Raw genomic sequence first — 18052 nt, 5'->3', positions numbered from 1 at the left:
TACCCGTTATCCGTTCGCATCTACGAAGTGTTTACCACAGAGACAGGTGCAGAAGGTAAACGTCTGCTTGGCGTATTCAAGCAATAATCCGACTTTATATTTCATTTCCGGCGAAAGGCGGCCTTCTACAGGCCGCCTTTCGTCTTGCTGTGTACGCCCAGCATGGGCGTCATCTCTAGGGTGAAAGTCCCGAACGGGGGCTGGCGAGCGCCTACCGTAGCTGAGGGCAAGGGTGTCCGCCGCGAGGCGGAATCTGAAGGAAGCCGGAGGCTTGTCCCAGGCTTCTTTTTCCCGCAGGGTAAGATGCGGTTTAAGCAACGGAAAATGGGGATCGTACCTTCTGCGGTAAAGGTCCGCGAATTCACGGATTTCGGTTGACGGAAAGACGGCATGCCATAGAACATATCAATCCCACCTTTGCTTACATTATAATGGCTTCCGGTCCATCTATCCAAAAGAAAAATGGAAAATAACAGAAATAGCAGTTCGTCCACACCAGCATTCAAACGTTTACATAATATGATACGGACATCCTATTGGAGAAAAGGAGGCTATTGCCATGAGACGTCAGGTACACAGCAAGGAAGTCAAAGCCGCGGTATATCAGAAGCTGGAAGAACGCGGAGTCACTATTGAAGACATCGCTCTGATCGTCAGGGAAATCCAGCTGTCTTATGATCCCGGCTTAACGCTGCAGACGTGTATAGAGTCCGTTCATGCGGTTTTGCAAAAGCGGGAGCTGCAGCATGCCGTCTTGGTGGGCATTGAGCTGGACGTACTGGCGGAGAAAGGGCTGCTGAGCGAGCCGCTTCTATCCATTATTTTATCCGACGACGGACTGTTCGGCTGTGATGAAACGCTTGCGATTGGCTCGGTGTTCGGCTACGGGAGCATCGCTTTCACCACCTTCGGGCACCTGGATAAGCATAAAGTCGGAATCATCCGGAATCTCGATATCAAAGCGGGCTTTGGCGTTCATACCTTTCTCGACGATCTTGTGGCCAGCATAGCCGCATCCGCTTCCAGCAGGATCGCTCATCATAAGCGTGATGACGATGAACGGGAAATGGTTGTTCATGACCCTGGCACCGATTCGGAAGAGCAGGTCAGCTAACTACATGTCTTGCATCGCGCCTCATTATACTTGTTATATTTTGGAGAGGCTTCCTTAAAATAAGGCAACTTATTTTGGTTAAGCTATTAACAGAACTTTATTTTTCATCTACATCAAGCGGAGTGAGGACAATGAACTGGATTTATTGGGTGAAATTGTACGACAGTAAATTTCAGGCCGGCTGCTTGGCCAAGCGGATGGAAGAAGACTGGTGGATCTACGGTTATGAATGTCCTTCGGAGGTAGAGGTGTTTCGATCCAAAAAAGGGCGTTTTGGCGTAAGGTATATGGTATAATTTTATGCTTGACTTCAACGATTTATTTGGTGTATATTTAATTTTGTCGCTGTCGTAAGCGAAACAATAGCGCGGGGTGGAGCAGCCCGGTAGCTCGTCGGGCTCATAACCCGAAGGCCGCAGGTTCAAATCCTGCCCCCGCAACCAAATACACCAGGGCCCTTAGCTCAGTTGGTTAGAGCGGTCGGCTCATAACCGATTGGTCGGGGGTTCGAGTCCCTCAGGGCCCACCAAATAAGATCTTGCCGGAGTGGCGGAATTGGCAGACGCACAGGACTTAAAATCCTGCGGTAGGTGACTACCGTACCGGTTCGAGTCCGGTCTTCGGCAGTTCTTACAACGATTTTTATAAAGGGTTTTGCTTGGCAATCGCCAAAGCAAAACCCTTTATTCGTATTTTTTTACTATAGGCGAGTGTTTTTTCATTCCCTCGTTCATATACTTATATAATCACATGAAAGAGGAGGGGTTCCATGCCTTCGATTATTTTGGCGCCCATTAAAGTGACTGGTAACGCTGGCGAGCTGGTATTTGGCGATGTCCTGCAAATTACGCCTAAAAGCACATCCAAAGCGAACGCAGGGGCTGGAGGCAGCAATACTGGTGATTTCAGCGCTACGTTTACGCTGATCAGTTTCACGAATACGATCGATCCCGATGTAGCCGATTCGAATAATGCGGGAAACAATTAGGCCGCATATCGTGCCGGCGATGCAGCGTTAGTCCGATGCGCATCTCTCCGTACTGAACGAAAACGGACGGGATGCGCTGATTTGTATTTTACGTAAACCGGATATCGATTTCCTGGTAAGGGTTCTCCGCACTTTGCTTTCGTATGTGGAGCTGCAGAATGCCGTTTCGATAGACCGCTTTACAGCTTTCGGGAACCACCAGACTGGCCAATCGGATGGTCTGCGTTTTGTTGTCCGGCAGCCCCTCCAGGCGAACTTGGTTCAGGTTCAGCTTAACCCTCAGCTTGCGTGCTTGCGCTTTATCCGGGACATGGACTTTCACAATAACATTGTTGTGAGTATCAAAAATCTCGGTATGAAAATGATGCTTGAGTGAAGGGGAATCCATATTCGGCATCGCTTGCTTCATGACGTTCTTTACATAATTTTCAACCCATGCCATAGGTTCACTCTCCTTCCCCGGGTTCATGGGTCCTGTAAAAGGCAGCTTCCCGCCAAAAAATTGCTCGAAATTTTTCCAATTTATATCGAAGAAATTGTTGTTATTTTTGTTTTCGTCCATGATCATCCACTCTCCTTACTGCTTCAGTATATGAATGTGAAACGCAAAGGATAACCTTGATAACGAAGCAAAACACATACTTTCTGGGATCAGAACATATAATGAATCAAATCCATAACGGGTAAGGTGTTGCTGCCATGCCGGCCATCGTGGGTGCAATTAAGATTGTGAGTGTAGGTACAGGCTCCGTAGTGCACATCGGCGACGCGATCCAATTGGCTCCCAAGACGATAGCCAAAACCTTTGCAGGGGCAGGTTCTTTTAATACCGGCGAAAATGTAAGAACCTACAATGTAGTCAGTTCGACCAATACTTATGATAATGACGTATTCGATTCCAACATTTCCTCGGCGGATAAGGCAGGTGTCGTCTAATTCTATGCAGCTGACCATTCATCAGAATATCGTCATACACCAGCTCAGAATCGGCGCGGTGACGAATTCGTCCGTAGTTCAGATCGGAACAGCCGGAACGATTCGCGCCTTGGCGAATTTGTATAATACGGGAGGGTTTACCGGACCTGCTCCTGAATTGGGAGGGACGTTTGCGGTTCCGTCCGCCGTACCTTTTGTGCCTCTTCCTGCACCTTCCCGTTAACGGAGGAATATTCGATGAATTCATCCTACCCTGAGTCTTACTTTCATCAGTTAAACGAGTATTTGAGGTGGCAAACCGAACGCATCCGGAATTTGGAGGGACGTATCGAACTCATTGAACGAGAACTGGATTCGCTAAAGGGGCAGCGAGGGGTGACTATCGAAAGGATTGAATACAAATTCGACCAATTAAAAGTGGAAACATTGGAAGGCACATTAAATGTAGGCTTGTCCCCGACAGGCTTAGGGGCTCAATCATTGGATGACGCCACGGCAGGAGGGCAGGCCATCGGAACCAATACAGCCCGATCGGAATCCTTTGCCCGCATTCAGAAACAGGTCTATGATTATTTGCGGCGATCCTGCCCTGAGGAGCTGGCCGACCTTGAAGCCATGTATGGGGTGGAGTTCGGTCAGGACTTTTCGGATTTTGTCATCGGAGATTTAAAAGGGCAAGCCGCACAGAGGATCGAGTATTATTTGGATTCGATGGTAGACCCGAAGCAGGCGGTGCTTACGATGGAGCAGGAGCAGATCATTACGGATAAAGTCATTGGAGATATCCGTTTGGCGATGAAGCAGTATGTAATGAAAATGAATCAAGAGGGGGGCGCTGCGAATGATTCTAAAGGTGGAAAATAAGGCGCTTAACGTCGGGAATGTGAAGGTGACCGCTGTTGCCAGTTCGTCCGTTTTTCTCATAGGCGATACGCAGGTCATCTATTTGTCCAGTGTGTTCGATACCCCGCCGGAGTCGCTGATTATCGGGCCTCTCGAACCGCTGCCTCTGGAGGAATGAGCATGGCGCTCCCGGTCAGGACCTCGGTGGTAAACCGGGTCATGATTTATAATATCGGTTATGCTTCCGCCTTGAATGCAGGGGATCTGGGAGACTTCTCGCCGGTAACTCTCGCTTTAGCGGTTCATCGGGAGATTCCTGCGTATCACGGGAAGGAAGGCAATCTCAAAGCGTACCCGATTTTCTCGGCGCCTCTCCCGGTACCGAGACAAGCGCGTGAAGTTCATATGTCCACACATCAGGTTTCAGGTGCTATACATGTCAATAATGTGGAGGTGCTGGCCATTTCCACATCCTCTTTAGTCCAGATTGGATCGATTATATCGATCCGCTCGGAATCCCGAATCAAGCATATCCGGCAGCTGCTCCGCGGCTTACGGCCAAAGTAGACATTTGAGACCCGGGAACGGGTCTTTGTTTTTTGTTTTTGTAATGTTTCAGAACAAGCGGGAAGATGAAACTACCAAACAGCATATGGCCGCGGACTCATAAATGGCGTGAACAGCATCGCCGGTACTCCAGCCTAATGTTGATTTATGATATAATAGATGGGAATAGGATGAATGAAGAGAGGAGCGGAATAACTTGGCAGGCAGAAAGGTAGAACATGTCGGTGTCATGGTAAAGGACATCGATACTTCGGTTCGATTCTATAAAGAAGTGGTCGGATTAGAGTTGAAAGATAAGCTGGATCATTCGAATGGAGTGATCAAGCTTGCTTTCCTCGGCTTCGGACAGGCTGGCGAAACGGAGCTGGAACTGATTCAAGGCTATAACGACGGGCTTCCGCAGGAGGGCAAGGTGCATCACCTTGCATTCACGGTCGATGACATTGAAGAAGAGTGGGCCCGGATTAGCCGGATGGACGTTGAGCTCATCGATCAAGAAATTACGACACTGCCTAACGGTTCAAGATATTTCTTCTTCTACGGACCGGATGGAGAATGGATCGAATTCTTTCAATCCACCCGCTCGAGTTGATGCATGAAGAACGACAACGCTGCCGTTCAAGAGAGAATAAATTGCTTTTTGTGTAAATACTTTTATGTGACATGGGACCCGGGCTTTCCCAGAGGCTGCCGATTCTACGGATTCAAGACGAACGACCTGCCTTCGGCATTGGTAAAGCGATCCTCAGGAAAGCCGTGCATGGCGTTTGAGAAAAAAACTAAAAGCTAGGTGAACAACGTTATGCTGTTCAGCAAGAGTCAAAAAAAACTGATACTGGAGATTCTGCTTAAAGAAAGGCGCCGGTTATTTTCCAAACACAAGGGTGAACTCCTCGATCAAACGATCGATGATTTATCTCAGATGGTACGCAACGAAAATATCAACATAACCGAACCGAAAGATAGCTCCATCGATTGGAGTTCAAGGAATGGGAAACGGAAATAGCAGGTTTCATGTCCATAAGGCATCCCGTAAGGGGCGCCTTATTTTGTAAACCAACGGATGACCATCATGCCGAGCGATAAGACGACACTGATCACAATACACGTAACTATCGGAAAATAAAATTTTACATTCTCTTTCTCCACGACAATGTCGCCCGGAAGCCGGCCAAGATTCAAAAATTTTCCGCCTACGGACCACAGGAGTCCGACGACGATCATAACCACTCCGCCCCAGATCAACAGCTTGGGAATCGAATCCATACTTGCCGCTCCTTATTTTGTAATCAGCTTTAACTGCACCGCTTGTTCTTCTGTTAAAATGAACTCTTCATTAGGCAAAAAATCCTCATCCTTGTCTCTGCCGAAAAGCTTGAGCAGTTCAATCCATACTCCCTTTTCCATCGCCTCGGATGCAGAAATCACAATTTTCATAGAAATTGCCTCCTGTAAGGGTTATATGCTTTATTTTACACGAAAAGGGTTGTTGAAAACACCACTTTTTTGGATGCGGAACCTTCGTCGGATGTCTCCCGTCTACTCTATTAGGAACGTACTGGCGCTTGAAAAGAAGAGGAGAACGATATGAAAAGACAGATGTATAAAATGTTCATATATCTATTGCCCTTGCTATGGTTAGGGATGTCCTATGTAAAGCCATCCTTGGCCTGTGCATGTGCCGGGGAGGATCCGCAGCCAACCCTTTCCGACTGGCTGTATGTATCGGCAGGCGTTGTATGCTTTGCCGGGCTGGTGATCTTGACTATCGTACTAACCGTACGGGTATGGATGAATCACAATACAAAAGACGGGAAAGCTCCCGTCAACGAATGAGTGCTTGCCTGGCTTAGGCTGTCACTGATTTTTGCAATTCCTCCGGTTCGGGGACAGCCTTGCATATTCCGGCGCTGTACATAGTAGAATTAATGTAATGAAAGCCGGTCTTAAAAATTATTTCATTCTTTGTTGACAAGGGAGGATGCACCTTATTACATGCAATGCAATAGTACATAAATGATCTCCTTTCGCGTCGATGTGACAATTATAGACATATTATATGCCCAAAATTGTGATTTAAGACACATTTTTTTTATAGATTTTTCTAAATTTTTTTCATATTTAAATGGAACGATAGAAAGGCGAGCGGAAGAAAAAAAGTGCTGTCTAAAAAGTGTTGACTTTTACTCATGAGATTGGTATTATATACGCAGAAATAATATTTGATGTTATGACTTGTTAGCTCAGCTGGGAGAGCACCATCTTGACAGGGTGGGGGTCAGTGGTTCGAGCCCACTACAGGTCATCCCAAAATGTCCTTGATATTCAAGGGCTTTTTTATTTTGTGATAATTTATAATGTGGTTTCATAGAGGAGCTACTTGGATAATTGGTTAAATAACCCGAATCCAGAGCTACGGCTTCGACTTTAAAGCCGAAACGCTTTACCTGTCGGTCCAATCGTTCAACGTAAGCAGTGCATGTACATCCGTAATGATGTTGTAGTTCATATCGACGGTACGATGGTCTAAATAATAAAATCCTTCGGGCTTTCCTTCTCTAACCATATAGCCACTTTCGGGATCTGTCTTGCTCACTTTAATTTCCTTATGCTCGATCACTTCCTCTCTTGGTTTTAGAGCTTTTTCCATGATTCTTGCGATCCTCCTCCACCGCGTCGTTGAGTTCCTCTATGTAATCCTTCGTGTTTTGCAGCACCTGTTGTTTCGTGAACTTGTGTTTGTTGGCGTTGGCTTTAATATGCGTGGAGTCTGAGATGAGAACCCTACCTCCGACCATTCGATGTTGAACGGCTTGAAGGACGATTTCATCGAACACCTCTTGGAAGATCGCTGTATCCTTGAACCGTTTGCGTCGGTTCCAACTAATGGTTGTGTGGTCTGGAACGCGATCTGTTGTAACCGTCAAGACCTTTTGAACAATTTTCGCTAATTAGTTTTGAACACTACCAAGAAACCAACGATACGCTTGGTTTGAATATCTTGTTCTAAGCGCCGCTCCGAACGATTGCCGTAAAAGTAGCCGAGAAAGATCATCTTAAAGAGGATCACAGGAACAATGGCCGGTCTCCCGTTATCTTCGCAGTACAGAGGCTTTACTTTTTCTCTAATGAATTCAAAGCTGATGTATTTGTCGATCTTGCGAAGCATGTGATCTTGAGGAACGAGATCTTCGATAGATACAAATTCATAGGATTTTGTTTACCGTTATTAGAACGAAGCATGCTCTTCACCGTCTAGTTCATGTGTTACCTATATTAAATTTTTTTAGTATAAAGAAAGCTATCGAGACTTTCTCGACAGCCTGAAAATGAGGAATCAAGTTTTTTTGCTTTTTATGTACTTTTCATAAGACGTCCAAATGGCAATTGGTGCCGAAAAGAACATTTCCCGAATGCGTCCGCAGTTTCCTTCTGCATGTACGGTGTAATGTGAGCATACCAGTCCAACATCTTCACGCTTGACCATCCATACGCTCAGCTATCCGTTTATGGTTTTCTCTCATCTTTAGCGACATAACAACATGTCTACCCTCACGCTTGTTGATGAAGAAATTCGGTAATAAATTGATAATAATTTGATCATAATTAGATAACAAATTGATATAAAATTTTCAACTCGGTGTTAAAATGGATTGAGAATCTCTAGATGTAATATGACAAGGGGGATTTTCAATTGGCTCGGAGCAGCGTTATGACTAAGATAAAAGAGTGGTTTGTAGAATGGTTTATAGGTAAGAAACCTGACACCGACAAGGAAAACATGATAATTTGTAAAGCTTGCGGCGGTACTGGCGCATTAGACGTTTTTATTAATTGCGATGAATGTGAAGGAAAGGGTTATACCTTGATGACACGGCAACAGTGATGGATTTCACCATTGGGAGATTTATAGGGATATTATTAAGACTCAACCCCGAGCCGATCCGGGGTATTTTTTATGCCCGGAAAAAGGGCGAAGAGTGGTCTTCTGCAAAGATTCGTACAAACGGTGTCTAGTCTATAACCATGAAAGGAAAAAATTAGTGGAAAATCGACGCGGATTCCTATAAAATTTACTTTATATAGATAATCATAGGTTGAGGCGGTGGGAGTATGCCAGCTATCGGAAGTATTTACCCTAAAAAAGAAAATATCTTTAGCAGTAAAAAATCCCTAAAATCATTGCCAGTGTTGATTGTCAGGCTAATGAAGGGATTTTTATTTAGGAAAAAAACGGAACAATGCGGTGAATTTCTGCGTGTAGCGGGGAAAGTAAAAGTATCGGCAAGGAAAAATTCTAAGCTGATTTTAGGTGATAATGTACTGCTATACCATAATGTAGGTTTTTACCTAGATACCGACCACGCCGTTATTTCAATTGGGGACCGTACTTATATTAATCGCAGAACAGAAATTATGTGTAAGGACAATGTTACAATAGGTAGCGATTGTGCGATTTCGTGGGATGTTACTATAATGGACACGGATTATCATTCAATTGAAGGGAATAGTGATACAGCGTCTGTAACTATTGGAAATAAGGTTTGGATTGGATGTAAAGCAACCATCTTAAAGGGAGTAACTATTGGTGACGGGGCGGTTATTGCAGCCGGAGCACTGGTTACAAGAGATGTTCCTCCAAATTCCGTTGTAGCTGAGTTCCTGCGAAAGTAGTCAAAAGCAGTATACACTGGTTGTAAGACTACTTAATGATCCACACGAAACCCGTGTGCAATCTTTAACTAATAAAGTCCATAGGCTTAATAATAAGAACACCTGCTCGGAGTTAACGGGCGGGTGTTCTTATTTATTTCGGAGGTGCAGCGGTGGTTGCAAGATCATACCTCTTCGAAAAGTTTTGACAAATCAAGTTTTTTTTGCTTAAAAGACCCGCTTGCTCCTCAATCATCAATCAGAAAGAGAGGGAGAATCCCCCTTAGGAAAATTCCCCATCCATTTACCCTTTTAACGAAAGCAGCCATTCGGCATAACAAGGACTACAGAGGATTTCAAATCGTTCTTCAGTGCCGTTTTTATTATATACTGTAATACTGTGTGCAGTTTCTGCTTCCTTATTACAATAACAACAGTTGTACGACATTGAATCACACCTCTTCCTTGGTTTTAGGGCATAAGTATTATTCCCATGGATGAAGCATTTATAAATGTTATCTTCACCTAAGCCAAGTACAACATGTCAACCCTCTAACGCATGGTTAACCATGCTCCGATCTACCCCGTCATCTGCCGTAAACCCTGGGATTTTATATGAATGATAAGAGGACGGCCATCTTATAGGTCTTTTGAATATGACAAAAGTCCTTAAATTATCCGATTAATCGACATGAAAAGAAAAATATGGTACTATAGAATCAATGATTAATGAGATTGAAGGTGGAACGATGGGACTATTTATTTGGGATGTTATAGGGATCATCTTGTTTATTGGTGTCATCGGATTATGTATCAAACAGCTCACCATGACAAAATAGGGAGCTTATGCAGAAAGGCATGAGAAACATTTAAGCTGCTTTAAGGGCAGAGACAAATCGATGGATAAAAGATCAATTTCGAATTTTGATCATAACTCGGCGAATAGGGTAAAAAAAGTTCAACCGCTCAATCATCATTTCGTTGAGGCGGTTGAACTTTTTTCATTTAAATCTCAATTTCTCCGGTTGTCCGTAACAAAGAAAGGGTGAGTTCGTCACCTTCCTGCTCCAAATCTATTTTGCTGATGTTATCGTGTGTCTTCGTAATGAGGTCCGGATGTCCATCTGTCTCTTTGTCCGTTTTATCATTCGCAAGATTTTGCGCTCCTTTGAGGACATTCCGGTTCTTGACGCGCCACTCATGCCATTGAAGCTTACTTATCCAATCAAGCGTCTATGATTAGCGAAGCGCTTGCACTGTATTCCGCCGACAAATCTAAAATTCCATAAAGAGCTCGTTGAGGCGTCGGAACAGGTTTATACCAAATTATACGCCAGAGTTCCGGACTCCAAAGAATGGATTGATCACATGAAAGAACATTTTGCCAAATAAGAATGGAAAAGAAGGACCGCCTGCCTGGGAACATGAGGAGGCGGTTCTTCCGCTTGTAGGTTGTAAAATATACCAGACGGGCGGTCTTGTCCGCCAAGCTCCGGTTAAGCAGGTTGGCAAGGAATGTGGTACAATGGAAGCCGGCAAGTTAAGCTTGCGGGCCTTTGCTGTTTCATGCCGTCATTTTTCATGCATAAATTATTTTCCTTGGTAAACACTTACCGGAAAAACATTGAAAAAAAGGCGGTTGTGGCGATGGTATCCAAGAAAGCGCGACAGGTTGTTTACATACTTTTTATTGTGACAATATTTATTACGGGAGGTTGTACGAACAGGCAAACCGAGCATATCGGACTTCAAGAGCCTGCGCCAACCGGCCATACGGCTACCATGTATGTAGCCAACGTATCGACCTTGTCCAATGTCCCGGTATACAGGGAAAGCGGCGGGCTGGTCTGGGTGCCGCTGGAGGAAACGGCGAAATCGATGAATTATGATCTGCATTACGCCAACGGTTGTTTCGCCATGGGCGGCACGGATGCGGCTTATTCCGTCAACATGAACCAAACCCGGGCCATGGCAGGTGATATGCCCGTCGAACTGCCGCAGGCCCCCAAATATATTGATCATAAACCGCATCTAACTACACAGGCGTTGTCCGCGCTGTTCGGAGTCCCGGTGAACTGGAACGGGGAACGGTCGCAGGTTATTTTCTCCCCGATCGATGATCGACGGCTGTCCGACCGGCAAAACAGATTCCCATTGGAGCAATCTGAAACGGAAACCCTACGAGCAGCAGGAATCTCGGTGAACAAAAATGACTTGATCCGCTTTGCCGAAGGGTTGGTAGGAACGCCCTATCAATTTGCTGCCGGACCTTACGAAAGTACACATACATTCGATTGCTCTTCCTTCGTCCAGTATGTGTACGGCCACTTCGGAATCAAGCTTCCCAGGTCTTCACGTGCTCAGGCGGAGGTTGGTCAAAGCGTATCCGTAAATCAGCTGCAGCCCGGGGATCTCCTGTTCTTTTATACCCCTGGCCGGTTTGCCAGCAACCAAACGGTAGGTCATGTGGGAATCTATGCGGGTAACGGACAAATCATTCATACCTACGGCGATCCGGGGGTTACGTTAACGGAATTTGATACATACTGGAGAAATCGTTTTTTGTTTGCCAAGCGTGTTGTTTAACTAGATTAGCTTGGGAACGGTTGAAGGGGGACAAGATGAAGATCTGGATGAAGGTGAAGTTAGCCGACACCATCAAATCCTATTCTAAGCATCCGGATTATGATTACAAATGCAGCATAGATGTTTTGGCGTGGGATTCCATGATCGAGGAAGGCCGCAGCGAGCATGAGAATCCAGGCAGACCCGATGAGCGCGGGGAAGTTGTATCGGTCATTATAGGCATTGTCAAGGGGGAACATGCGGAGATCAGGGTGCAGTATGAGCAGGAGGATTATGAGGCGCATAAAACCAATTTACTTATACAAAGAGCGGTGAAGGAAGGCATGAAGCTGATCAAAGAAAAGCTGGATGCTTATTTAGGATATGAGCCGTTAAATCGATGAAATATGGCGGGGCCGCGGCGGCAAAAAAAATGCGCATAAAGATTTTCGGTTTGGACATCATACTATTAACGGTGACAAGAGAGGTGTGGTTCCGTTGGGCGATCTAACGAGCAATACCGTGGAAGTTGTTGTTGAATCGAGATAGAAGCGGAGGTGTGTGCCAAAGACACGTTACTGTAGTACACGTACTGCAAGATGTGAATGAGGTGTAAAACCCGAGCTAATGGAAAGATTCAAGGCAAATACCAAACACTCACCGTTGAAAAGGACTCCGAAAGGGGTCCTTTTTCTATTTTGTGCTGCCTTAAGGTCTCCTTCTTTTTCCTGCTTATTCAATGAATTTTCCATGATAAAATGGATTCGGGTGATGCATATGCTGATTAGTCCTATGCTCCTTGAGTCTCAAGACAATCCTTTCTCAGACCCGGCTTTTATATTCGAACCGAAAATGGATGGGCACCGGCTAATCTTGATCAAGAAGGGTGATGAAACACGGCTGTTTACAAGAGAGCAGACGGAATGTACACGCCAGTATCCCGAACTTCATGATGTTCCTGTGGAAGGTGACGTTATTCTTGATGGCGAGGTCTGCTGTATTGATCCGGATACGGGAGCTTCGGATTTCGAGCTTGTCATGGAACGTTTGCAGTTAACAAAGCGGGAGAAAATCCACTTTTTTGCCAAGCAGCGTCCGGTGCATTATGTGGTCTGGGATATCCTTCAACATAAAGGCCGCGACTTGCGCAATCTTTCATTAATGAAAAGAAGGTCTATCCTTGAATCCGTTATGGTGACAAATGAGCGTTTTCACATCATACTTCAAGTAAATGAAAGAGGCGAGGAGCTTTACAATCTGTTGGTTGAACAATCCATGCAGGGGATGGTTGCCAAGAAAAAAGACAGTCCGTACGTTTCCAGGCGCTCTCATGACTGGTTAAAGATCATGAATTACAAGTACGAGGATGTGTGGATTACAGGGTATCGAAAAGAGGGCATTGGCTGGTTGGCAGAGGTGGAAGATCATGGGCGGAAGCGGCCGGTCGGGATGATTGAATCCGATATATCCCCGCTGCAGAAGAAGGAGTTTTATGATGTCACTCAACAGCTGATTACAGGTGAGGACAATCAATTTGTATATATTCAACCTTTGATCAAGGCCAAAGTAAAATTTTACCATTGGACTCGCCACGGTTTTTTAAGGAAGCCTTCCTTGGTTGAATTAAAATTTTAATGTTCTTTTCATCTGTTTTAAAGATTACTTTCATGATCACCGGCCATAATGAATAACGTACCCCATCTTTTTATATACATTTTTTGAATCCCCGCTTCGCAGCCATCGACGATGCGGGGAATTTTTTGTATGAAGGGAAAATTCATTCACACGCTATACCGTCGCCATCCCTGTCCAAACCGCTGCGGTAGCCGGGGTCTCCGCGGTGAAGAGGAGCTTTGCCCGCAGCCTGGACTTCAGCGCATTTGCCGTAGTAGACCTCCTCATTCCGGGATGGCTGGGGCTCGGACGAGATCTGTGCCTTGTTGTCATCGTACCCATGATCCGAGGCATAGTCTTCGATGCTCCAGATCCCGAGCCTGGCCTTCTGGGCTTTCTTCTGGATTTCCCTGAAGCGGTCCACATATTTGACATCCGGAGGAAAAACCGAGACTCTGGCTAATCCTTTTTCAAGGAGCACCTCATTGAACATTTGATCGTCTACATATACGTAGGCCAGAATGCGTCCGTACCGGTCCCGCTGGGAAACATCGCGTTCCAGCTTGACCTCCTTGCCTTCCAGCGTTTTTTTGGCGAGTGCGGAGGCTTCGGGCCCGAACGGCTGCACTGGCTTGTTCGGATGGACGGTTTCGGGCGTATCTACCAGAATCATTCGGACCGTTTCTTCTTTACCCTCCAATTCAACTTTGATCGTATCGCCGTCGACGACCCCGGTCACTTTGGCGGTGAAGAATATCTTGTTCTCTGCTGGCGAGGCGGGAGTTGAGGCGGCTTGTAAATTGCCGCACCCTGAAATTATAATCGCAGCTGCTAATACCATGGCTGAAATTCCGGACCATTTTTTCAATTCAAGCTCCTCCTTAAAAACAAAAAACGAAATAGGCAAAGCCCCTCAGGTACTACCTCAAGGGGCTTTACCGCGTTTACGGTCATGTTAAAATTACCACGAATAACCATACAGGTCAATAAACTGATCAAAGACAGTCACCTATCAGTTCCTTTTACAATATTCTAAGGTTATAAACAGTGAAGAGGTGAACCTGATGGCTGTTGTTAAAGCTAGGGATCAAGATATTGCGCTCCTTGCAAGATTACTTCGTGCCGAAGCGGAAGGGGAGGGCGAGCAGGGCATGCTGCTGGTCGGCAACGTAGGGATTAACCGCATCCGCGCGAATTGTTCCGATTTTATCGGGATCCGCACCATTCCGCAAATGATATATCAACCTCACGCTTTTGAAGCCGTACTTCACGGGTATTTTTATCAAAATGCCAGGGAGCGGGAAAAACGTTTGGCCCGAAGATCGGTGAACGGGGAACGGCATTGGCCGGCAAAGTTCAGCTTGTGGTATTTCAGACCGCCCGGAGACTGTCCTCCGACATGGTATAATCAGCCTTTTGCAGGACGCTACAAGAATCATTGCTTCTATGAACCGACAGCAGAAGAATGTGAAAATGTATACAATACGTATTAAATCGATCGATAAGCTTATGTGGATTTGGAGCCGGCGTGCTTCTTTTTATGGGGGACAAAGCTCTCCAGCAACTTATTGCTGGAGAGCAATAATCAAATTGGCAGAGTTATCTTTTGCGTCTCTTTGCGTTGGCGATGGCTGCCCCTGCTCCATAAGGTCCGCAAGGAACGTGAGATGATATTGGTCCCACATTTCTTTCAATATAAGTGTGAACATGTTTAAAGACGGGGACACAGTGATGACGATTGATCACTTCAATAGGATGAATGACCTGAACAAGCTGCGGATGGTAAAAATCTCTAAAGATTTGAGTGGGTCTTTGGACAATGGGATCTGCTGGCGGGCAGCATTTACCTGGATGAGTCAATTGATATCCCTCCTTATCTGTTTGCAAACAGTATACGTAACATAGGGGGATATCGATTGTTCGTTCGCCTTGATTTTATGTTTTTTTTTGGGAAACAAGTATAGGTGCTGGTCTATTTTCCCCAAGTTTCATGATAAATGAGGTCCTTGAGGGATTTTCGTTTTTCCCAGTTTGCGGATTCCAAAATAGGCATGGACGGATATTGATCGGTATATCCAATCGAAATCAATGCGATCGGATCGATATGAGGCGGAATGTTCAGGATGTCGCGGACATCATTCTTTTTATAAAAGCTGACCCACCCCATGGCCAAACCTTCGGCACAAGCGGCCAGCCACATATTTTGAATAGCACAGGCTGTAGACATGATATCGGTTTCGGGAATCGAATTGCGTCCCAATACGTGTGATCCGCCGCGTGTGGGATCGCACGTAATGCAGATCGTGACAGGAGCCTCCTTGATTCCTTCGATTTTGAGACTCAGAAAGTGGTCCTGCCGATTCTCCTCGTAATGGATGGCTAATGCGCGTCTTTCTTTATCCGCCGCCCAAGCCAACCGCTCTTTAACCTCTTTGGAGGTTACCACAATAAAATTCCAAGGCTGCATGAATCCTACCGAAGGACCATGATGTGCTGCATCCAGTAGCCTCATGATGATTTCATCGGGTACCGGATCGGAAAGAAATGTGCGAATATCCCTTCGGGTATAGATAATCTTGTATAAAGCTTCTTTTTCGAATTCAGTAAACATCTCGCTCACCCCGTTCTGGAGGAATCGTTTTTTTCTCGCTGTTTTATCATATTAGCAAGAAAACGTCTTCATTGTAAATCGGCAGATGGGTCGTGTTCTTTTGCCGGAATACCATGTGTTTCCGACAAGGCTTATGCTATAATGACAACAGAAGACAAGCTTTTAGAAAGAGGGATTTCATGAGAAATGTACCTGGGATGATGCAGCTGCCTTTCGGGGTTCCGCAAGAGCAGGGAGCGGGCATTGGAACATTGGATTGGGGCGAGCAAGAGTGGGGAACTCACCGTTATCATGTGCGGAGATTAATCCGTGAGTCCGTTCAGCTGCTTGCGAAGCCGGAGAAGGCGGCAGTGCTTGGAGCGGGTAATCACGGCGATGTGGATCTCCCGGGTCTGGCCGTTCATTTTCAGCAGGTGACTGTGCTGGATACGGAAGACAATATGCTGGAAGAATGGCTCAAAGAGACGGGAGGGCTTGCGCTAAGCCGTCTGAAATCGCTCACCAGAGTCGATTATACTTGCTTGGATCACATCTCGTTTTACGAAAAATTTGAGGAAATGCTCATGAATGGGGATTCCGGTACGGAAATTGCGGACTACCTTCGGGATTGTGTATTCGAGGTACGGCGTTACGAGGCACTGCCTCATTTAAATAACACCTTCTCACTTGTCGTATCCTCCGGCGTTCATACCCAGTTGTTTTATATAGACGCGCTAACACAGCTTTACAGCCATTTGGAACGCTACGCGGAGCAGGACATTCGTCAAATCATTGAGGCGCTCGGTTACTTGCGCAACAGCTTGATATCCGATTATAACCGGCTGCTTCTCTCCCTGGTGAAACCGGATGGAAGAGTGGCGGTGTGGACAGATATGATTTTGCTGGATGAGGACAAGAAGTGGATTGCCGAGGAGTTAAGCCAGCCTCGGGGGGATCGGGAGCGGGCAAGGTTCCTGTTCGAGGCGTTTGGAAAATACGGGATGGAAACAGCCGTTATCGGATTGAAGGACCTTTATGACCGGATGCGTCCCGAGCAGCTGCTGTTTCGAAGCTGGGTATGGCATACGGAAACCGGAAAAACGTATATCGTTGCCGGAATGTCAGGCCATCCCCGTTCATAAGCGCTTAAATTCGAGAAGCTCCTCTTCCGTACAAAAGCTGCATCCGGGGAGAACCGTTTTGTTTCGCAGCTTGACGGCCATTTGGTTCAGTACGCCGGTCAGGGCAGCGATATCCGCTTCATTCCATGAGAATTGAATGCTGTATTCATCATGCTCTTCTTCCGATCTCATGCTGCGAACGATGGTGCCGACCGGTTTGAATTCTTTGTGCATGACGGTAAATTTCAGCTCGACGAGAAGGTTGTCGTCATCCGGCAGCGGAGTTGCGGTGCTGAAGCGGGCCCCGCCTGCGCTCAGGTCCAGCAGCGCGGCTTTGACGATTCTGTATTCAGGCATGAGGTCCTTGTAATCTATCATTTTTAATTCGGCGCACAGCGGATGCTGAAACGGTAAACGAAAAAAATGCCGCCTGTTCGCGTTGCTCATTTAACTACGCCCTTTACATAAATATATGCATACCTTATTCTCCCTTACTATACCGTAAGGGGTTTGTCCGAGGCAACAAGCACCGGCAGCCAAAAAACCGCTTTTCAATAAAGCCGCAATATTTTATAAAGGGAATATGGAGCGCCAATATCGAATAAATAAGGACATTGGCGCTAAACTAAATCGATTAAGGGGTTCAGACACACTATGAAAAAGCTGTATAGCCAAATGACGCCCGAGGAACTCCAAACGGAGATGAAACTGCTTCAAGAAGAGATGCAGCGGGCTGAATTTCCGAGCCAGCGTTCGGTGTTGGAGCGCAAGTATTATGCGGCCAAGGCATATACGCTGAATCCGGCCGATTTCCCGCCCGGATTATATAAAGTAGACGGCGAACAACTGCCGTTCGAGGTACATTATGTGAATGGGATTATGGCCTGGGGAACATTGGGGCAAGAACCCGACGCCAGCTTCCCGATTTCCATGCTGACCCGTTTTTCCTGAAATGCCGTTTACTTCAGGAACGATGAGGAAAAATCACCCTCACGGGTATGGAAACCAGCTGACGGCTGGATGTTCGGTTGGTTCGGCTGCACCATAGTGACTGGAAGCGC

24 protein-coding genes, 4 tRNA genes and 2 pseudogenes are annotated in these 18052 nt (G+C 46.1%); 22 read left to right on the top strand and 8 right to left on the bottom strand.

The features are described 5' to 3' along the window. Positions 1–559 precede the first annotated feature (559 nt). The 6 genes from BLT35_RS12665 (at position 560) to BLT35_RS12645 (ending at position 2102) form a co-directional block, all read left to right on the top strand. Positions 560–1114: a phosphatidylglycerophosphatase A gene (locus BLT35_RS12665; RefSeq protein ID WP_062407750.1), complete on the top strand. Its 555-nt coding sequence runs from the start codon at positions 560–562 to the stop codon at positions 1112–1114. Between the two features lie 131 nt (positions 1115–1245). Then, positions 1246–1410 carry a hypothetical protein gene (locus BLT35_RS26955; RefSeq protein WP_171006049.1) on the top strand — a complete coding sequence of 55 codons (165 nt, stop codon included), beginning with the start codon at positions 1246–1248 and terminating at the stop codon, positions 1408–1410. Positions 1411–1480: 70 nt separating this feature from the next. Then, positions 1481–1557, top strand: a tRNA-Met gene (locus BLT35_RS12660). A 9-nt stretch (positions 1558–1566) separates the two neighbouring features. Beyond that, positions 1567–1643, top strand: a tRNA-Ile gene (locus tag BLT35_RS12655). Between the two features lie 11 nt (positions 1644–1654). Beyond that, a tRNA-Leu gene (locus BLT35_RS12650) sits at positions 1655–1740 on the top strand. A gap of 143 nt (positions 1741–1883) precedes the next feature. Continuing rightward, a complete protein-coding gene (locus BLT35_RS12645) occupies positions 1884–2102 on the top strand; it encodes a spore germination protein (RefSeq protein WP_062407752.1) in 219 nt (72 codons plus the stop codon). Positions 2103–2190: 88 nt separating this feature from the next. Here the strand turns inward: BLT35_RS12645 and BLT35_RS12640 are convergent, their stop codons facing one another. After that, positions 2191–2664 (bottom strand): Hsp20/alpha crystallin family protein, encoded by a 474-nt coding sequence (locus BLT35_RS12640; protein ID WP_062407754.1) that lies wholly within the window; start codon positions 2662–2664, stop codon positions 2191–2193. Between the two features lie 137 nt (positions 2665–2801). On the opposite strand from BLT35_RS12640, the gene BLT35_RS12635 reads away from it, so the two are divergent. From BLT35_RS12635 to BLT35_RS12610, 6 genes are all read left to right on the top strand, one after another. Then, positions 2802–3038, top strand: coding sequence for a spore germination protein (locus BLT35_RS12635; RefSeq protein WP_054820064.1), 237 nt, complete (start codon positions 2802–2804; stop codon positions 3036–3038). Positions 3039–3042: 4 nt separating this feature from the next. Continuing rightward, entirely contained in the window at positions 3043–3261 is a 219-nt protein-coding gene (locus tag BLT35_RS12630) for a spore germination protein GerPB (protein WP_062407756.1), read from the top strand. A gap of 14 nt (positions 3262–3275) precedes the next feature. After that, the gene (gene gerPC / locus BLT35_RS12625) at positions 3276–3902 is read left to right on the top strand and encodes a spore germination protein GerPC (RefSeq protein ID WP_062407758.1); all 627 of its coding nucleotides are present in this window, start codon (positions 3276–3278) and stop codon (positions 3900–3902) included. Continuing rightward, complete coding sequence (locus BLT35_RS12620; RefSeq protein WP_054820062.1) at positions 3880–4059, top strand: spore germination protein GerPD; 180 nt, start codon at positions 3880–3882, stop codon at positions 4057–4059. The genes gerPC and BLT35_RS12620 overlap by 23 nt, the downstream gene beginning before the upstream one ends. Before the next feature lie 2 nt (positions 4060–4061). Next, positions 4062–4448 carry a spore germination protein GerPE gene (locus BLT35_RS12615; RefSeq protein WP_054820061.1) on the top strand — a complete coding sequence of 129 codons (387 nt, stop codon included), beginning with the start codon at positions 4062–4064 and terminating at the stop codon, positions 4446–4448. 196 nt (positions 4449–4644) lie between these two features. After that, positions 4645–5040: a VOC family protein gene (locus BLT35_RS12610; RefSeq protein WP_054820060.1), complete on the top strand. Its 396-nt coding sequence runs from the start codon at positions 4645–4647 to the stop codon at positions 5038–5040. A gap of 452 nt (positions 5041–5492) precedes the next feature. On the opposite strand, the gene BLT35_RS12595 is transcribed toward BLT35_RS12610, so the two are convergent. Beyond that, positions 5493–5714: a DUF2905 domain-containing protein gene (locus BLT35_RS12595; RefSeq protein ID WP_054820058.1), complete on the bottom strand. Its 222-nt coding sequence runs from the start codon at positions 5712–5714 to the stop codon at positions 5493–5495. A gap of 12 nt (positions 5715–5726) precedes the next feature. After that, positions 5727–5885, bottom strand: coding sequence for a hypothetical protein (locus BLT35_RS26950; RefSeq protein ID WP_171006050.1), 159 nt, complete (start codon positions 5883–5885; stop codon positions 5727–5729). 150 nt (positions 5886–6035) lie between these two features. Here BLT35_RS26950 and BLT35_RS12590 point away from each other — a divergent pair, with 150 nt between their 5' ends. Then, positions 6036–6284, top strand: a complete 249-nt coding sequence (locus tag BLT35_RS12590) for a hypothetical protein (RefSeq protein ID WP_054820057.1) — start codon at positions 6036–6038, stop codon at positions 6282–6284. Between the two features lie 13 nt (positions 6285–6297). On the opposite strand, the gene BLT35_RS27905 is transcribed toward BLT35_RS12590, so the two are convergent. Further along, on the bottom strand, positions 6298–6462 hold the full coding sequence (locus BLT35_RS27905; RefSeq protein ID WP_137671281.1) for a DUF3973 domain-containing protein: 165 nt from the start codon (positions 6460–6462) through the stop codon (positions 6298–6300). A 218-nt stretch (positions 6463–6680) separates the two neighbouring features. On the opposite strand from BLT35_RS27905, the gene BLT35_RS12585 reads away from it, so the two are divergent. After that, positions 6681–6753 (top strand) — tRNA-Val (locus BLT35_RS12585). An 82-nt stretch (positions 6754–6835) separates the two neighbouring features. Here BLT35_RS12585 and BLT35_RS12580 read toward each other — a convergent pair. Beyond that, positions 6836–7617: pseudogene (locus BLT35_RS12580) on the bottom strand (transposase); the annotation flags it as partial. 543 nt (positions 7618–8160) lie between these two features. On the opposite strand from BLT35_RS12580, the gene BLT35_RS26945 reads away from it, so the two are divergent. The 5 genes and pseudogenes from BLT35_RS26945 (at position 8161) to BLT35_RS12555 (ending at position 13301) form a co-directional block, all read left to right on the top strand. Then, positions 8161–8334 (top strand): hypothetical protein, encoded by a 174-nt coding sequence (locus BLT35_RS26945; RefSeq protein ID WP_160327346.1) that lies wholly within the window; start codon positions 8161–8163, stop codon positions 8332–8334. Between the two features lie 320 nt (positions 8335–8654). Continuing rightward, positions 8655–9148 (top strand): annotated as a pseudogene (locus BLT35_RS27815) (acyltransferase). Between the two features lie 1534 nt (positions 9149–10682). Next, on the top strand, positions 10683–11687 hold the full coding sequence (locus tag BLT35_RS12565) for a C40 family peptidase (RefSeq protein WP_175471981.1): 1005 nt from the start codon (positions 10683–10685) through the stop codon (positions 11685–11687). A gap of 35 nt (positions 11688–11722) precedes the next feature. Next, positions 11723–12070, top strand: a complete 348-nt coding sequence (locus BLT35_RS12560) for a hypothetical protein (RefSeq protein WP_054820047.1) — start codon at positions 11723–11725, stop codon at positions 12068–12070. A 346-nt stretch (positions 12071–12416) separates the two neighbouring features. Then, positions 12417–13301, top strand: a complete 885-nt coding sequence (locus BLT35_RS12555) for an ATP-dependent DNA ligase (RefSeq protein WP_254777553.1) — start codon at positions 12417–12419, stop codon at positions 13299–13301. Between the two features lie 142 nt (positions 13302–13443). Here BLT35_RS12555 and BLT35_RS12550 read toward each other — a convergent pair whose 3' ends face one another. Further along, complete coding sequence (locus BLT35_RS12550; RefSeq protein WP_083351282.1) at positions 13444–14148, bottom strand: thermonuclease family protein; 705 nt, start codon at positions 14146–14148, stop codon at positions 13444–13446. A 196-nt stretch (positions 14149–14344) separates the two neighbouring features. On the opposite strand from BLT35_RS12550, the gene BLT35_RS12545 reads away from it, so the two are divergent. Continuing rightward, entirely contained in the window at positions 14345–14773 is a 429-nt protein-coding gene (locus tag BLT35_RS12545) for a cell wall hydrolase (RefSeq protein WP_054818020.1), read from the top strand. 479 nt (positions 14774–15252) lie between these two features. Here the strand turns inward: BLT35_RS12545 and bluB are convergent, their stop codons facing one another. Further along, positions 15253–15891, bottom strand: a complete 639-nt coding sequence (gene bluB / locus BLT35_RS12535; RefSeq protein ID WP_062407767.1) for a 5,6-dimethylbenzimidazole synthase — start codon at positions 15889–15891, stop codon at positions 15253–15255. A 179-nt stretch (positions 15892–16070) separates the two neighbouring features. On the opposite strand from bluB, the gene BLT35_RS12530 reads away from it, so the two are divergent. Continuing rightward, positions 16071–17012 (top strand): hypothetical protein, encoded by a 942-nt coding sequence (locus tag BLT35_RS12530; RefSeq protein ID WP_254777552.1) that lies wholly within the window; start codon positions 16071–16073, stop codon positions 17010–17012. Here the strand turns inward: BLT35_RS12530 and BLT35_RS12525 are convergent. Beyond that, positions 17007–17438 carry a PilZ domain-containing protein gene (locus BLT35_RS12525; protein ID WP_074728212.1) on the bottom strand — a complete coding sequence of 144 codons (432 nt, stop codon included), beginning with the start codon at positions 17436–17438 and terminating at the stop codon, positions 17007–17009. The two genes, BLT35_RS12530 and BLT35_RS12525, sit on opposite strands and share 6 nt — an antisense overlap. A 207-nt stretch (positions 17439–17645) precedes the next feature. Between BLT35_RS12525 and BLT35_RS12520 the strand changes: the two genes are divergently transcribed. Next, complete coding sequence (locus tag BLT35_RS12520; RefSeq protein WP_062407769.1) at positions 17646–17942, top strand: YfhH family protein; 297 nt, start codon at positions 17646–17648, stop codon at positions 17940–17942. Positions 17943–18052 lie beyond the last annotated feature (110 nt).

The organism is Paenibacillus naphthalenovorans (assembly GCF_900099895.1).
Classification (GTDB): domain Bacteria; phylum Bacillota; class Bacilli; order Paenibacillales; family NBRC-103111; genus Paenibacillus_G; species Paenibacillus_G naphthalenovorans.
Note: the sequence above shows the minus strand (reverse complement) of the source record. Positions and strands in the feature narration are given on the sequence as shown.

Coding starts and splice junctions, on each gene's coding strand:
- BLT35_RS12665 (WP_062407750.1), top strand. CDS start 560: ATGAGACGTCAGGTACACAGCAAGGAAGTCAAAGCCGCGGTATATCAG.
- BLT35_RS26955 (WP_171006049.1), top strand. CDS start 1,246: ATGAACTGGATTTATTGGGTGAAATTGTACGACAGTAAATTTCAGGCC.
- BLT35_RS12645 (WP_062407752.1), top strand. CDS start 1,884: ATGCCTTCGATTATTTTGGCGCCCATTAAAGTGACTGGTAACGCTGGC.
- BLT35_RS12640 (WP_062407754.1), bottom strand. CDS start 2,664: ATGGACGAAAACAAAAATAACAACAATTTCTTCGATATAAATTGGAAA.
- BLT35_RS12635 (WP_054820064.1), top strand. CDS start 2,802: ATGCCGGCCATCGTGGGTGCAATTAAGATTGTGAGTGTAGGTACAGGC.
- BLT35_RS12630 (WP_062407756.1), top strand. CDS start 3,043: ATGCAGCTGACCATTCATCAGAATATCGTCATACACCAGCTCAGAATC.
- gerPC (WP_062407758.1), top strand. CDS start 3,276: ATGAATTCATCCTACCCTGAGTCTTACTTTCATCAGTTAAACGAGTAT.
- BLT35_RS12620 (WP_054820062.1), top strand. CDS start 3,880: ATGATTCTAAAGGTGGAAAATAAGGCGCTTAACGTCGGGAATGTGAAG.
- BLT35_RS12615 (WP_054820061.1), top strand. CDS start 4,062: ATGGCGCTCCCGGTCAGGACCTCGGTGGTAAACCGGGTCATGATTTAT.
- BLT35_RS12595 (WP_054820058.1), bottom strand. CDS start 5,714: ATGGATTCGATTCCCAAGCTGTTGATCTGGGGCGGAGTGGTTATGATC.
- BLT35_RS26950 (WP_171006050.1), bottom strand. CDS start 5,885: ATGAAAATTGTGATTTCTGCATCCGAGGCGATGGAAAAGGGAGTATGG.
- BLT35_RS12590 (WP_054820057.1), top strand. CDS start 6,036: ATGAAAAGACAGATGTATAAAATGTTCATATATCTATTGCCCTTGCTA.
- BLT35_RS27905 (WP_137671281.1), bottom strand. CDS start 6,462: ATGTACTATTGCATTGCATGTAATAAGGTGCATCCTCCCTTGTCAACA.
- BLT35_RS26945 (WP_160327346.1), top strand. CDS start 8,161: ATGACTAAGATAAAAGAGTGGTTTGTAGAATGGTTTATAGGTAAGAAA.
- BLT35_RS12565 (WP_175471981.1), top strand. CDS start 10,683: ATGCATAAATTATTTTCCTTGGTAAACACTTACCGGAAAAACATTGAA.
- BLT35_RS12560 (WP_054820047.1), top strand. CDS start 11,723: ATGAAGATCTGGATGAAGGTGAAGTTAGCCGACACCATCAAATCCTAT.
- BLT35_RS12555 (WP_254777553.1), top strand. CDS start 12,417: ATGATAAAATGGATTCGGGTGATGCATATGCTGATTAGTCCTATGCTC.
- BLT35_RS12545 (WP_054818020.1), top strand. CDS start 14,345: ATGGCTGTTGTTAAAGCTAGGGATCAAGATATTGCGCTCCTTGCAAGA.
- bluB (WP_062407767.1), bottom strand. CDS start 15,891: ATGTTTACTGAATTCGAAAAAGAAGCTTTATACAAGATTATCTATACC.
- BLT35_RS12530 (WP_254777552.1), top strand. CDS start 16,071: ATGAGAAATGTACCTGGGATGATGCAGCTGCCTTTCGGGGTTCCGCAA.
- BLT35_RS12525 (WP_074728212.1), bottom strand. CDS start 17,438: ATGAGCAACGCGAACAGGCGGCATTTTTTTCGTTTACCGTTTCAGCAT.
- BLT35_RS12520 (WP_062407769.1), top strand. CDS start 17,646: ATGAAAAAGCTGTATAGCCAAATGACGCCCGAGGAACTCCAAACGGAG.